This is a genomic window from Rhizobium sp. CB3060 (genome assembly GCF_025200735.1).
Classification (GTDB): Bacteria; Pseudomonadota; Alphaproteobacteria; order Rhizobiales; family Rhizobiaceae; genus Rhizobium.
In genome coordinates this window covers 869453-883888 of record NZ_CP104158.1, presented here as the reverse complement: position 1 = coordinate 883888, position 14436 = coordinate 869453, and the positions used below count along the sequence as shown (strand labels likewise).

The following is a 14436-nucleotide window of genomic DNA, read 5'->3' as shown; positions in this document are numbered from 1 at the left end:
CTATTGCTGAAGACCATAGTCAACTTTAAACAGGCAGGCACATCCCCGTGTCCCCGGAGCTTCGCATGCCCATCCTTACCCGCCGCAATCTTTTGAAAGCCTCGGCCGTTGCCGGTGCCTATGGCGTGGGGCTTGGCATCGCCAGCAGGTTTGGCGGCAGCGCGGTAGCAGCGCCGGAGCCGCAGGTGCTGAAGGCTGCGAAGATCCAAGCCAGTTTGATGGACGTCGGAGCCACCAAGGATGTCCTGACCTATGGCGACGCCGGCATGCCGCCCGTCCTGCGCATGAAAAAGGGCGAGCCCTTCGCCGCACGCCTGATCAACGGCATCGATGACCCGACGACGATCCACTGGCATGGTATCCGCCTCCCGAACAAGATGGACGGGGTGCCCTTCCTGACGCAGCCCTACGTCTACATGGGCGACCATTTCGATTATGCCTTCACGCCGCCCGACGCCGGCACCTTCTGGTATCATCCGCATTGCAACACGCTGATCCAGATGGGACACGGCATGACAGGCGTCATCGTCGTAGAAAATCCGAAGGATCCGGCATTCGATTCGGAAATAGTTCTCAATCTTCGCGACTGGCGGCTCGGCGGCGACGGCCAGTTCATCGCTCCGTTCCGCCCGCGCGATTCCGCCAAGTCCGGCACTTATGGGACGGTGCGGACGGCCAACTGGCAGCAGCAGCCGCAATATGACGCGCCCTCCGGCGGGCTGGTGCGGCTGCGGCTCGCCATCACCGACGTCACGCGCATCTATTCTTTCCGCATGGATGGAGCCGAGGCAACGGTGATCGCCGTCGACGGCAATCCGGTGCCGCAGCGCTTCCCGCTCGATCTGCTGCAGCTCGGACCCGGTCAGCGGCTGGAATTGGCCGTGCGCATGCCCGATAACGAGGGTGCAATCGTCAAGCTCGAGGATATCAAGGGCACCGATCCCAAGGTGCTCGCAACGCTGCGATCAGTCGGCAGCTCGCTGAAGCGCGACGTTCGCGATCTGGCGCCCCTCGAAGGCAATCCGGTCGCAAAAGCCGATATCGGCTCGGCGGAGCACATCCCGCTGATTCTCAGCGCCACGGCGGAAAATACCGCCGACAACAGCATTTGCGGCTCGCTTGGCTACAGCTTCTGGGCCATCAACAAGGTGCCGTGGCCGGGCGATACGCCCGATCCGACCGCACCGCTCGCCGAATTGAAGCTCGGCATGAGCTATGTCATCGACATGGAAAACGTGACGCCGCATTCGCATCCGATTCATCTGCACGGCATGAGCTTCACCGTGCTCTCCTCTTCGACGCGCCAGGTGCAGCCCTTCGTCTCCGACACCTACCTGATCCAGCCCAATGAAAAGGTGCAGCTCGGCGTCGTCGCCGACAATCCCGGTGACTGGGTGTTGCATTGCCACATTATCGAACATCAGAAAACGGGCATGACCAGCTATGTGCGCGTGGCTTAGGCACGATCCCGAAACGTGCTTCATGCTCGCTCAGGACGACCCCAAGTACTTTCCGCAATTCCACTTAAAAGCGGCGGCCGTACCGGGCTTGCCCTTTCGACGTATTGACATCTCCCATCGAAAGGGGAAGGAAGGTTAACGGACTATTTTACCGATGAATGTGTTGATATGATCGAAACTACCGCCCAATTGGAGGCGGCCTGCCAAGAGCTGGCCAAGTCAGAATTCATTACCATCGACACCGAATTCCTGCGCGAGACGACCTTCTGGCCGGAGCTTTGCCTGATCCAGATGGCGAGCCCCACGACCGAAGTGCTGGTTGATCCGCTGGCCAAGGGCCTGGACCTGAAACCCTTTTTTGAGCTGATGGCCAATCCCGCCGTCATGAAGGTGTTCCACGCCGCACGCCAGGACATCGAAATCATCTTCAATCGCGGCAACCTCATACCGCATCCGATCTTCGACACCCAGGTGGCCGCCATGGTCTGCGGCTTCGGCGATTCGGTCTCCTACGATCAGCTCGTCAGCCGCACCAAGAACGTTCACATCGACAAGTCTTCGCGCTTCACCGACTGGAGCCGCCGGCCGCTGTCGGAGAAACAGCTCGACTATGCGCTGGCCGACGTCACTCACCTGCGCGACGTCTATCTTTCGTTGAAAGAGCAGCTCGAACGTGAAGGCCGCGCCTCCTGGCTGCTCGAAGAAATGGCGATCCTCGAAGCGCGCGAGACCTACGATCTGCATCCGGACGATGCCTGGCAGCGGCTGAAGATGCGGCTGCGCAAGCCGCAGGAACTGGCCGTTTTGAAATATGTCGCCGCCTGGCGCGAACGCGAGGCGCGCGCCCGCAATGTGCCGCGCGCCCGTGTGCTGAAGGACGATGCAATTTACGAAATCGCCCAGCAGCAGCCGAAGGACATGGAAGCGCTCGGCCGCCTGCGCACGATCCCGAAAGGTTGGGAGCGATCCGCCTCCGGCACGGCCGTATTGGAGGCAATCAATCAGGCCCTGGCCTTGCCCAAGGCCGAAATGCCGCATGTACCGCGCCACCAGCAAGCGCCGGAAGGCACAGCCGCAGCGGCTGAACTGCTGAAGGTTCTCCTGAAGCTCATCGCTGAAAAACACGGCGTCGCCCCGAAAGTCATCGCCAACAGCGAGGATCTGGACAAGATTGCCGCCGAAGGCGAGAAAGCCGAAGTGGCCGCCCTCACCGGCTGGCGACGCGATCTTTTCGGCGAGACGGCGCTGCAGCTCATCCAGGGCCAGGTGGCCTTACGCTTCGTCGGCAAGCGGGTCGAGACGGTCAGTTTGTAGTCACGTGACCTTTGCCGATCGGTCGGCGATGCCGAACATTTGGCGGTTGCGCGCCATTTAAAAATAGAGATGCTGGTTGCGGACGCGATTGTGCCGCACATCCGCCAGGATGGGCGCTTAGCGCAATCACATAATTGATGGCGCACAGGCCTTTTCCCGAACCAATCCCGGTTTGGAGGCGCGCCGGCTCTTGGCGGATCGGCAGCATGGGAAGATTCCCCTCAGCGCTCAACTGGATTTTGACCGCGGCCGTCGTCGCCGCAAGCGGCGTCCTCTATGGCAAGCTGTTTTTCCATGCGTCACCGCTGTATATCGGCGCAATCTACGCATTGTTCTGCGGCATGCCGGCGCTGGCCTTCGAACGCCGCATGATTCTGCCGCGCTTGAACCATTGGATGCATAGCCTGCCTACGCCGGCCTTCATCCTATCAGCCTTGATTGTCGATTTCGCCTTGATCGCCATCGGTTTTGCAATGGCCGGCGGCCTGATGAAATCGCTGAACCTGATCAACGACACCTGGGCCAACGTCATGCTGCTGCAGGTCGATGTCTATATCTATGCCGTCCTGGTGACCGCGATGATCATTTTCGTCGGGCGCGTGCGGGAGCTGCTTGGCCGCGACGTCTTCCTCAGCCTGTTGACCGGCCGTTATCGCAATCCGATGCAGGAAGAGCGCGTGTTTCTCTTCATCGATCTCGTCGGTTCGACGGCCTTCGCCGAGGAGCATGGCGACCTCAGGACACAGCAATTTCTAGGCTCGGTATTCAGCGCGTTCGCCGAGCCGGTGAGGCGATATAAGGGTGCGATCGACGACTATATCGGCGATGCCGCCATCATCACCTGGCCTCTTCGGCGTGGCGTGAAGAATGCCCGTTGCATTCGCTGTGTCTTCGACATCCTTGCCGATATCGAGGCGAATGCGGAGACATGGCTGAAATCCTACGGCAGGGTGCCGCGGCTGAGGGCCGCCTTGCACGGCGGCAGCATCGTCACTGCCGAAATCGGCATCGACCATCACAAGATCGCCTATTTCGGCGACACGGTGAATACCACCGCGAGGCTGGAATCGCTCTGCAAGACGCTGGAGCGACAGGTGCTGATCTCAGCCGATCTTGCAAGACGGATCGAGCTTCCCGACGATATCGCCAGGGAAGACCTTGGCGACCATGCCGTTCGCGGTCGCGACCAGACACTCGGGGTGATTGCCCTGCATAGGGCGAGGAGGCCAGAGCGGAAGGCGATAGGTGGGAGGTCGTAGGCAGGGAGTTATTATCTTCCTTGCCTATTGCCTATTGCCTATTGCCTAGTCCCCAAGACCCTACACCCTATCGGTTGTCCACAGTCACCAAAGCTTCACCTAAGCGTTAATTCGCCGACATAGCTCGCCTGTTAAGCGGGAGTTGTTTGCCAATCCCCGCCAACAAGGTGACATGATGACCCGAATTCTTTTCGCTTCCACGGCACTTTTTGTTCTGATTGCCGCCTCGGCCCAGGCCGATGAAACGCAGTTTCCCGCAAAGCTGACCTCGCAGGCCATCCTGCCCGCCAACACGATTGTCGCGGCACCGGTCGACGCGCCGGAATTTCTGAAGACCTCCGGCAAGTTCACGACGCCGGATCGCAAGCGCACGGAGGCCCTCGGCACGGTTCCGGGCAAAGACGGCGCCCGCGTGACCGATCTGAAGCTGCCCTTCAATGGCCAGGCGATCCAGGGCTTTTCCGGGATCAAGACCATGCCGGACGGCACCTTCTGGACGCTGACCGACAACGGCTTCGGCTCCAAGCAGAATTCGAGCGACTCCATGCTGTTCCTGCACCAAATCAAATTCGACTGGGACAATGGCAAGGTTGATGTCGTCAAGAACCTGTTCCTGTCCGACCCGAACAAGAAGGCTCCCTTCCCAATCGTCCTCGAAGGCGCCGACAAGCGCTATCTGACCGGCGCCGATTTCGATATCGAATCAATCCAGCCGGTTGCCGACGGCTTCTGGATCGGCGACGAATTCGGTCCCTATCTGCTGAAGTTCGATATGAACGGCGCGCTGACCGACGTTTTCCCGACGACACTCAACGGCAAGCCCGTCATGTCTCCGGACAATCCGCTGCTGCAACTGCCGGCCAACCCGACGCAGAAGATGCCGGCCTTCAACCTGAGACGCTCGGGTGGCTTCGAAGGCCTCGCCATGTCGAAGGACGGCAGCAAGCTCTATGGCCTGCTGGAAGGCGCGATCTATCAAGACGACGGCAAGATGGAAAGCGTCGACGGCCACACCGCGATCCGCGTCATCGAATTCGACGTCGCCTCGAAGAGCTGGACCGGTCGTAGCTGGCTCTACCCCTTCGCAGACAAGGGCACCTCGATCGGCGATTTCAACATGCTGGACGACAGCACCGCTCTGGTGATCGAGCGCGACAACGGCGCCGGCACGAAGGACAAGGCTTGCGCCGATCCGAAGCAACCGAAGCCGGATTGCTTCGAAGCGCCGGCCGAATTGAAGCGCGTCTATAAGATCGAATTCAACGACGCCAATGTCGGCAAGGCCGTCCGCAAGATCGGTTACATCGATCTGCTGCATATCGAAGATCCCGACCACAAGCGTCGCCAGGGCGGCGGCGAAGGCTTCTACGACATGCCCTTCGTCACCATCGAAAACGTCGACCGCGTCGATGCCACCCACATCATCATCGGCAACGACAATAACCTGCCCTTCTCGGCCGGCCGAGCTGTCGACAAGGCAGACGACAACGAGTTCAGCATTCTCGAAGTCGGCGATTTCCTCAACGCTAAGTGAGCGATACCCTACCTTCTCCCCATCGGGGAGAAGGTTTTTTACTCAAACCGGAATGCAAGCCGTCTATTCGTCAGCTTGCCCAGTTGTTGCAGCCGGCCTTCCAGCCGCTCGCCGGCGAAATCGTGGTATTCGGCTGGAACGACGAATTCGAGATCCAGCTCCGGGCTCGGCGAACGTCGAAATGTCAGATTGCGGACGACGCCTGGCATGGAAGCCGAAAAGAGATAGACGACGCGCAATAGGCCGCCGAGCAGTTTGGCGCGTTCGACGAATTGCGGCGTGGCGATCGCTGCCAGCGGTTCGGTGGCGCCGTCATCGTGAAGGCCCTCGAAACGGTAGTAATTGGCGAGAGCGATAAAGGCGCGGCCGGCGTGGGTGATGCCGACGAAGGACGTGTGGGCGATGATGTTCAGCGCCTGCAGGCCGCGATAGTCGGGATGGGCACGCCAACTGATGTCGGCAAGCAAGCAAGCGGCCTGGCGATAGCGGCTCTCCTCCTCCGTCTCGGTAACGCCGAAGAAGGGCATCATGCGACCGGTCCACTCGGCAAGTTCCCGCGCATGCTCCGGCGAACGGGCGCGCAGGATCGCAAGTTCGCCGGCGGCGACCAGCAACGGGTCGCTATGGCGTTCCGCCTCGGTCAGCAGCGAATAGAGGTAGCCTTCACGCACGCCCTGGGCCGAGAAGGATATGACGGAGGGCTTCATTTCCGCCAGCACCTCGCGCATCGCCACCGCGCCGAAGGGCAGCAGCGAACGGCGATGCTTGGAGATGGCCATCAGCGCCGGCTCTTTCGATTCCTTCGCCTCGCTGATCTGATCGAGGAAACGCATCATCTCGTCCAGCGGCACTTCATAGCCCTGCATCATATGCAGCGCATATTTACGCATTTCCATGTGCAGCTTGGCGATGTTTCGCCAGGTGCCGCCGACCGCATAAAAGGTGCGTCCCTCGCCCTTGCTCAGCAGTTTCGCTGTTTTCACATGCTTGCGGGCAAAGCTGCGCGCCCTGGCGAGCGAACCGTTGGCATATTCGGAAAGCCTGAGGCCGCCGAGCGGCAGGGTGATGCCCTTGCCGATCTCCTTGCCCTTGATGTCGATGAGCTCGAGCGAACCGCCACCGAGGTCGCCGGCGATGCCATCCGGGTGGAAAAAGCCGCTGATGATGCCAAGCGCGGAAAAACGCGCCTCTTCCTCGCCTGAAAGCACACGCACCTTGCGCTGCAGGATCGATTCTGCCTGATGGATGAATTCCGGACCGTTGCTTGCCTCGCGGGCAGCCGCCGTCGCCAGAACGTAGATGGTCGATGCGCGCGCCTGGTCGGACAGCGCCTTGAACCGGTGCAGGGATGCGAGCGCGCGCGCGACGCTCTCCTCATCCATCTTTCCGGTCAGCGCTATGCCCCTGCCAAGGCCGCAAAGCACTTTCTCGTTGAAAAGGATGGTCGGCGACCGCGAATGGCCTTCATAGACGACGAGACGAACCGAGTTCGACCCGATATCGACAACGGAGACCGGGGCAATACCGGGAAGGCGCCCCTGGGCTTCTGATTCAACCATGCAGGTCCAGTTATTTCTTGCGGCCCGACAACAGCCCGGCGATCAGTTTCGGCGCACTGGATTTCAGAGCTTCACCACGGCCGGAAAGGCTGGGATTAGTCATGAAATACTGCTGCGCGTTGAATGGCTCTTCCCCCTTGCGCACCTCCATGCGCCGCGAAGTACCGTCCGGCAATATCTCGTAGCTCTGCTGATTGTCAATGATGTTGCCCAGCATGATCTGCGAAAGAACCTGCTCGTGCACGGTCTTGTTGGTCAGCGGAACAAGGGTTTCGACGCGGCGGTCGAGGTTTCTCGGCATCATGTCGGCGGAGCCGATATAGACCAGCGCCTTCTCCGACGGCAGGCCCTGGCCATTGCCGAAGCAGAAGATGCGGCTGTGTTCGAGGAAGCGGCCGACGATGGACTTGACGCGGATATTTTCGGAGAGACCCGGCACCTGCGGACGCAGGCAGCAGATGCCGCGCACGACGAGATCGATCTCCACGCCGGCATTGCTTGCGCGGTAGAGCGCATCGATGATGTCGGGGTCGACCAGCGAATTCATCTTCATCCAGATCGCCGCCGGCTGGCCGTTTTTGGCGTGCTCGATCTCCTCCTCGATATGCTGGAGGATGCGCGAGCGCAGCGTATAGGGCGAAACTGCGATCTTCATGCCGTCTTCCGGCTCACCGTAACCGGTGATGAAGTTGAAAATGTTCGCCATGTCATGGGCGATCTTCGGATCGCAGGTGAAGTAGGAAAGGTCGGTATAGATCTTGGCGGTGATCGGGTGGTAGTTGCCTGTGCCGAGGTGGCAATAAGTGCGCAGCTTGCCGTCCTCACGGCGCACGACCATCGACATCTTCGCATGCGTCTTGAGCTCGATAAAGCCGAAGACGACCTGCACGCCGGCGCGTTCGAGGTCGCGCGCCCAGCGGATATTGGCCTCTTCGTCAAAGCGGGCCTTGAGCTCGACCAGCGCCGTGACCGATTTGCCGGTATCGGCGGCATCGATCAGCGCGCGGACGATCGGGCTGTCGTTGGAGGTACGATAGAGCGTCTGCTTTATCGCCAGAACGTCAGGATCGCGCGCAGCCTGGAGAAGAAACTGGACGACCACGTCGAAGGATTCGTAGGGGTGGTGGACCACCATGTCCTTTTCGCGGATCGCGGCGAAGCAATCGCCGGCATGTTCGCGGACGCGCTCAGGAAATCGGGCATTGTAGGGCTCGAAGCGCAGATCGTCGCGCGGCGCCTTGGCGATTTCGGACAACGTGTTGAGGGCCAAAAGGCCCGGCAGAACGGCGATGCGGTTTTCCGGCACGTTCAGCGATTCCACAACGAACTGGCGCAGCTCGAGCGGCATTTCCGAATCGGTCTCGATGCGGATCACCGAACCGCGGCGGCGGCGCTTCAGCGCCGTTTCGAAGAAGCGCACCAGATCTTCGGCTTCTTCTTCGACTTCAATATCGCTGTCTCGGATGATGCGGAACGTACCCGAACCCTGCACTTCATAGCCCGGATAGAGCCGGTGAATGAAGATGTTCACCACGTCTTCCAGCGTGATGTAGCGGATGACGTTGCTGGCGTCCGGCAGGCGAACGAAGCGGTCGAGCGCCGGCGGCAGGCGCAACAACGCCGTCATCGGCTCGCGGCCGTTCATGCTGTTCAGTTGCAGCGCGATCGAGAAGCCGAGGTTCGGAATGAACGGGAACGGATGCGCCGGATCGATAGAAAGCGGCGTCAGGACCGGGAAGATCGCCTGATCGAATTCATTGGCAAGCCATTGCCGGTCGACCTCGGAAAGGGCCGGCGGGCGCACGATCAGGATGTCTTCCTTGGCGAGATACTGCTGCAGCACGGCAAGCGAGGCCTGCTGTTCCATCTGCAGATTGTCGATCTCGCGCAGGATGTCGTCGAGCTGTTCGGCGGGTGTCTTGCCGTCCGGGGTGCGCATGAGGATCTTCTGGCGGACCTGGCCTTCGAGGCCGGCGACGCGCACCATGAAGAATTCATCGAGGTTGGCGGCGGAAATGGAGAGGAAACGGATGCGCTCCAGCAGCGGATGCGCCGTGTTCAGCGTTTCCTCGAGAACGCGGCGGTTGAACTGTAGCCAGGAAAATTCGCGGTTGATGAAGCGCTCTGGGCTCGTCAGAAGCTCATTGATCGGCGGCGCGGCCTCCGGCGCTTGCTGGTTGGCTTCCTGATGTTCCGTTAGTGCCGAGTCCATGTTCCACCTGCCTCATCTTATAACCTTGCGCCACGTATAGCAGTTTGACGACGGAACTGTGACAGTTCATCGAGCACTCAATCAGCCGGAGCGGAATTACCCAATTCATTCAATACCTCAGCAGCCAGAATGCGTGTGATCCTGGTGCCGCGGCCGAGCGCAAGGCGGTCCAGCCGATCGACGATCAACTGGGCAGCGTTTAGGGACCGTTCCATGCGGTTGACGATATAGAGAACAAGTTTGTCATCGATATAAAGCTGACGGTCCGCAAAGAGCTTTACGATAACTTGCGACAACAATTCCTCGTCCGGCTCGCCGATCTCCACCACCGTCGCCGCCTTCAGCCGAGAGCGCAGATCGGGCAGCGTCACCGGCCAGGACATCGGCCAGAGCCTGCTGGTCATCAGCAGCCCTGTGCCATTTTCCCTGACGCTGTTGATGACATGGAAAAGCTCGGTGTCGTCAAAGCCCAGGCGATCGACATCCTCGAAGATGACCGGGCCGTTCGCCGCCGCCACGGCTGCGCCGGAGCCGGCTTTCGGATGAATAGCGATCGCGCCGCTTCTCTCGCGCCAGATATTGGCAAGGTGCGATTTTCCCGAACCGACCGGCCCAGCGAGAATGACCACGGGCGACGGCCAAGATGGCCATGAATCGACGATCTTCACCGCCGCGCTCAAGGGATGGGCGACCAGCAGGTCGTCGCGGCCGCTCGCGGCGTCGTGCGCAAAAGCCAGGGGTAGCTGTTCGGCGGGCTTGCGCCTCAAATCAGCGTTCTTCGCGTCGGTCATGCTATTTGTTCTCAGGATTGCCGGCCTTGGCTTTGCGCGCCTTGCCGGCTTCCGAGCGTCCATAATAGAGGTCGCTTTGAAGGTAGCGCGAAAGGGCAAAACGGACAAGGACGCCACAGGCGGCTGCGGCCGGAACGGCAACCAGCAGACCGACGAAACCGAAGAGCGCGCCGAAGGCAAAAAGGGCGAACATCAGCCAGACCGGATGCAGGCCGACGCTTTCGCCGACCAGCTTCGGCTGCAGCACATTGCCCTCCAGGAACTGGCCGGTGAAAAAGACGGCGAGCGTGAGGCCGACCCATAGATAATCGGGCCAAAACTGCACCAGGGCGACGCTCAGTGCCATAAACAGGCCGACGAGCGAACCGACATAGGGGATGAAGCTGATCATGCCGGCGAAGAGGCCGATCAACAGGCCGAAGTTCAGCCCCACAAGCGACAGGCCGACGCCGTAATAGACACCGAGGATAATGCAGAGCGAGCCCTGCCCGCGGATGAAGCCGGCGATCGCCTGATCCACTTCCCGGGCGATCTCGCGCACGGTCGAGACGTGATCGCGTGGCACCCAGGCATCGACCTTGGCGATCATGCGATCCCAGTCGAGCAATATATAGAAGGCGACGACCGGCGTGACGACCATCAGCGAGATGATGTTAACCAGCGCCTTGCCGGAGCTCCATATTTGCGCGAACAGGCCGCCGACAAAGCTCAGCCCATCCGACAATATGCTGGAGAAATTATCCTTGATAGCACCGAGCTGATCGCGAATCCAAATCGGCAGCATCGTCGTCTGCGTATGGGCGATGAACTTCTGGAATTGCTGCACATAGCCCGGTATATGTTGAATGAAATCATTGAACTGATTGATGATGATCGGGATGAAGATCGTCAGTGCCAGCGCAAAGACCAGCACGAAGGCAACGAGGATCACCACCGTCGCCATGAAGCGGCTGAGGCCGATCCTTTCCAGCCGGTCTGCGACCGGATCGAGGAAATAGGCGACCGACATGCCGGCGATGAAGGGCAAGAGGATCGAGCTGAAGAGATAGAGAAAGACAATGAAGAGGACGAGCACGATCACCCAGAAGGTGACCTGGCGCTTGAGGCTCGCCCCGCTGACTTGTTGCTCCATCGACTTCCCCATTCTTCGCCGCCCGTTGCCGCCCGCTTAGGACATAGGATGACGCCGCAATTATGGTCAAGCCTGCGGCCGGAAATCGGCCTTGGAGCGCTGTGAAGCGGGGAAAATCGAGGGTTTGCCTGCGCTAGCGCCTTGCATAAAGGTTCCTGTCATGCAATGGCGACCCGATTAAAATTGTTCCAATTGGAACGATGGCCACCGGAGGCGAAAGCATGAGCCAGTCTGGAAAAAACGGTCTGACCTATAGCGACGCGGGCGTCGATATCGATGCCGGCAATCTGCTGGTCGAAAAGATCAAGCCGGCGGTTCGTTCGACCCGCCGCCCCGGCGCCGATGGCGAAATCGGCGGTTTCGGTGGCCTCTTCGACCTGAAGGCTGCGGGCTTCACCGATCCGGTGCTGGTGGCCGCCAATGACGGCGTCGGCACCAAGCTGAAGATCGCGATCGACGCGAACTATCACGACACCGTCGGCATCGACCTCGTCGCCATGTGCGTCAACGATCTTGTGGTCCAAGGCGCCGAGCCGCTGTTCTTCCTCGATTATTTCGCGACCGGCAAGCTCGATCCCGATCAGGGTGCCGCGATCGTCGGCGGTATTGCAGCCGGCTGCCGCGAGGCGGGTTGCGCGCTGATCGGCGGCGAGACGGCGGAAATGCCGGGCATGTATTCCGATGGCGATTACGATCTCGCCGGCTTTGCCGTGGGTGCGGCCGAACGCGGGCAGCTTCTCCCCTCCGGCGATATCGCCGAGGGTGACGTCATTCTCGGTCTTGCCTCCTCCGGCGTTCATTCCAACGGGTTTTCGCTGGTACGCAAGATCGTCGGCATCTCCGGTCTTGGCTGGGACGCGCCGGCTCCCTTTGCCGAGGGCAAGGCGCTCGGCGAAGCCCTGCTGACGCCGACACGCATCTATGTGAAGCCGCTTTTGAAGGTGATCCGCGAGACGCATGCCATCAAGGCGCTCGCCCATATCACCGGCGGCGGTTTCCCGGAGAATATTCCGCGGGTGCTGCCGAAGCATCTTGCTGCCGAGATCGATCTGGCCGCCGTCCAAGTGCCGCCGGTCTTCTCCTGGCTCGCCAAGACAGGCGGCGTCGAGGCCAAGGAAATGCTGCGCACCTTCAATTGCGGCATCGGCATGATCGCTGTCGTGGCGGCCGAGAATGTAGCGGCCGTCAAGGCAGCGCTTGAAGCCGAGGGCGAAAGCATCGTCACGCTCGGCCGTATGATCGCCCGCGACGAAGGCGCTGCCGGCACCGTCTACAAGGGCACGCTGGCAATATGAGTTCGAGCCGCAAACGCGTCGTCGTCTTCATCTCGGGCAGCGGCTCCAATATGATGGCGCTGGTCAAGGCTGCGGCGGCTTCGGATTATCCAGCCGAAATTGTCGGTGTGATCTCCGATAAGGCAGATGCCGGCGGTTTGGCGAAAGCCGCAGCCGAGGGCATTGCTACCTTCGCCTTCGTCCGTAAGGATTTTGCCAGCAAGGAGGCCCATGAGGAGGCAATCCTTGCGCAGCTCGAGGCGCTGTCACCCGATATCATCTGCCTCGCCGGCTATATGCGTCTTCTCTCCGGGCGCTTCATTCAGCGCCACGAAGGCCGGATCATCAATATCCACCCTTCGCTGCTGCCGCTTTTCCCCGGGTTGCACACGCATCAACGCGCCATCGACGCCGGCCAGCGGATCGCCGGCTGCACCGTGCATTTCGTCACCGAGGGCATGGACGAAGGCCCGGCGATCGGCCAGGCAGCCGTGCCGGTGCTGACCGACGACACGGCCGAAACGCTTGCCGCCCGCGTGCTCACGATCGAGCACCAGCTTTATCCGCAGTCGCTTCGGTTGTTGGCTGAGGGCAAGGTGCGCATGGAAGACGGCAAGGCAATTGCTGCCACCAAGACGCCCGTTGCCCGTGCCCCGCAGATTATTTCACTGCTCGGTGACATCGATCAGATCTAGCCGCTTTCCCCTTACGCAGCCATTGCCATCAGGGGATGAAGCGTACCGTCGCTGTAGACGACGCGGCCGTTGCGGAAGGTGGCGCGGATGCGGTGAACAGCACCGTGCTCGACGGCAACCAGATCGGCCTTCTGGCCGACGGCGATCTCGCCGCGATCAGTGAGCCCCGCAGCGCGCGCGGCACCAGCCGTCGCCATGGCCACGGCTGCCGGTAGACCACCACTGGCAACCTCAGCGATCTTGAAAATGGCCGGCACGAAAGCGGCCGGGTGATAATCGGCAGCGATGATGCCGAGAAGGCCAGCGCCGGCCGCATCAAGCGCACTCAGATTCCCGGACATGGATTGGCCGCGCAACGCGTTCGGCGCCCCCATCAGCGTCCAGAGGCCGCGACGACGCGCCTCTTCGGCGGCCGGCAGCGTCACCGGGAATTCGCTGATCGTGACACCGAGATCGAACATTTCGGCCACCTTTTCGGCGCTGTCATCGTCATGCGAGGCGAGCGACAGCTTGTGCTTCAAGGTTAGGCCGATGATATCGCGCAGTTTCAGCTCGATATCCGGATCCTGCCGCAGGGCGATGCGCCGGGCCAGCACTTCCTCGGCCGCTTCACGGGTGATGCCGCGGCGCTCCGACATGCTGAGAAGATAGGCTTCAATATTGTTATATTGCCCCTGCCCTGGCGTATGGTCCGTCAGCGAGACCATATCGACGACACCATCTTCCAGGAGCCGCTCCAACGTGGGCGCCGCGCCGACATTGGTGATCTCGTAGCGAGCATGAACGCGGTGGTCGATCAGCAGGTGATCACGCAGGCTGTTGATGCCCTTGATCACCGCCGAGGTGGTCTCCAGCGAGCGGACATGGCCATAGACACTTTCTGTGGCGAAGGAGACGGCGGCATAGGCGGTGGTGACCCCGGCGGCGGCGAGTTTCTTGTCGAGTTCATGGATACCGAAATCGATCGGCATCGTCGCATTCGGCCGCGGAGCGATTTCGCGCTCGATCATATCGCCATGCAGATCCACAAAGCCCGGCATCAGCAGCCGTCCGCCGCCATCGAATGTCGCAGCTTCCACCGGTTCGGACCGGATCTCGGCGATCACGCCATCTTCGATGCGGATAGCCCCCTGATCGACGACTTCATCGGGAAGAACGAGCGTGAAATTGCTGAGCCACATCGGCTTTCTCCTGAAATAGCGTCAA

General features: G+C 60.7%; 11 protein-coding genes. 6 read left to right on the top strand and 5 right to left on the bottom strand.

Features of this window, described 5'->3' with window-relative positions:
- Positions 1 to 65 precede the first annotated feature (65 nt).
- The 4 genes from N2601_RS04360 to N2601_RS04345 all read left to right on the top strand — a co-directional run bounded on the left by N2601_RS04360 (position 66) and on the right by N2601_RS04345 (position 5567).
- Positions 66 to 1460 (top strand): multicopper oxidase family protein, encoded by a 1395-nt coding sequence (locus N2601_RS04360; protein ID WP_104822604.1) that lies wholly within the window; start codon positions 66 to 68, stop codon positions 1458 to 1460.
- 168 nt (positions 1461 to 1628) lie between these two features.
- Entirely contained in the window at positions 1629 to 2774 is a 1146-nt protein-coding gene (rnd, locus tag N2601_RS04355; RefSeq protein WP_104822603.1) for a ribonuclease D, read from the top strand.
- Between the two features lie 206 nt (positions 2775 to 2980).
- Positions 2981 to 4033 carry an adenylate/guanylate cyclase domain-containing protein gene (locus tag N2601_RS04350; protein ID WP_104822602.1) on the top strand — a complete coding sequence of 351 codons (1053 nt, stop codon included), beginning with the start codon at positions 2981 to 2983 and terminating at the stop codon, positions 4031 to 4033.
- A 175-nt stretch (positions 4034 to 4208) separates the two neighbouring features.
- On the top strand, positions 4209 to 5567 hold the full coding sequence (locus N2601_RS04345) for an esterase-like activity of phytase family protein (protein ID WP_260303715.1): 1359 nt from the start codon (positions 4209 to 4211) through the stop codon (positions 5565 to 5567).
- A 38-nt stretch (positions 5568 to 5605) separates the two neighbouring features.
- Here N2601_RS04345 and ppx read toward each other — a convergent pair whose 3' ends face one another.
- The 4 genes from ppx to N2601_RS04325 all read right to left on the bottom strand — a co-directional run bounded on the left by ppx (position 5606) and on the right by N2601_RS04325 (position 11261).
- Positions 5606 to 7126, bottom strand: coding sequence for an exopolyphosphatase (gene ppx / locus N2601_RS04340; RefSeq protein WP_104822601.1), 1521 nt, complete (start codon positions 7124 to 7126; stop codon positions 5606 to 5608).
- A gap of 10 nt (positions 7127 to 7136) precedes the next feature.
- Positions 7137 to 9338, bottom strand: coding sequence for an RNA degradosome polyphosphate kinase (locus N2601_RS04335; RefSeq protein ID WP_104822600.1), 2202 nt, complete (start codon positions 9336 to 9338; stop codon positions 7137 to 7139).
- A 77-nt stretch (positions 9339 to 9415) separates the two neighbouring features.
- A complete protein-coding gene (gene hdaA / locus N2601_RS04330) occupies positions 9416 to 10129 on the bottom strand; it encodes a DnaA regulatory inactivator HdaA (RefSeq protein WP_104822599.1) in 714 nt (237 codons plus the stop codon).
- A 1-nt stretch (position 10130) separates the two neighbouring features.
- Positions 10131 to 11261, bottom strand: coding sequence for an AI-2E family transporter (locus tag N2601_RS04325; RefSeq protein ID WP_104822598.1), 1131 nt, complete (start codon positions 11259 to 11261; stop codon positions 10131 to 10133).
- Positions 11262 to 11482: 221 nt separating this feature from the next.
- Between N2601_RS04325 and purM the strand changes: the two genes are divergently transcribed.
- Positions 11483 to 12556, top strand: coding sequence for a phosphoribosylformylglycinamidine cyclo-ligase (gene purM, locus N2601_RS04320; protein ID WP_104825045.1), 1074 nt, complete (start codon positions 11483 to 11485; stop codon positions 12554 to 12556).
- Complete coding sequence (purN, locus tag N2601_RS04315) at positions 12553 to 13230, top strand: phosphoribosylglycinamide formyltransferase (RefSeq protein WP_104822597.1); 678 nt, start codon at positions 12553 to 12555, stop codon at positions 13228 to 13230. Before purM ends, purN begins: the two co-directional genes overlap by 4 nt.
- 11 nt (positions 13231 to 13241) lie before the next feature.
- Here the strand turns inward: purN and N2601_RS04310 are convergent, their stop codons facing one another.
- A complete protein-coding gene (locus tag N2601_RS04310) occupies positions 13242 to 14411 on the bottom strand; it encodes an alpha-D-ribose 1-methylphosphonate 5-triphosphate diphosphatase (RefSeq protein WP_104822596.1) in 1170 nt (389 codons plus the stop codon).
- Between the last annotated feature and the right edge of the window lie 25 nt (positions 14412 to 14436).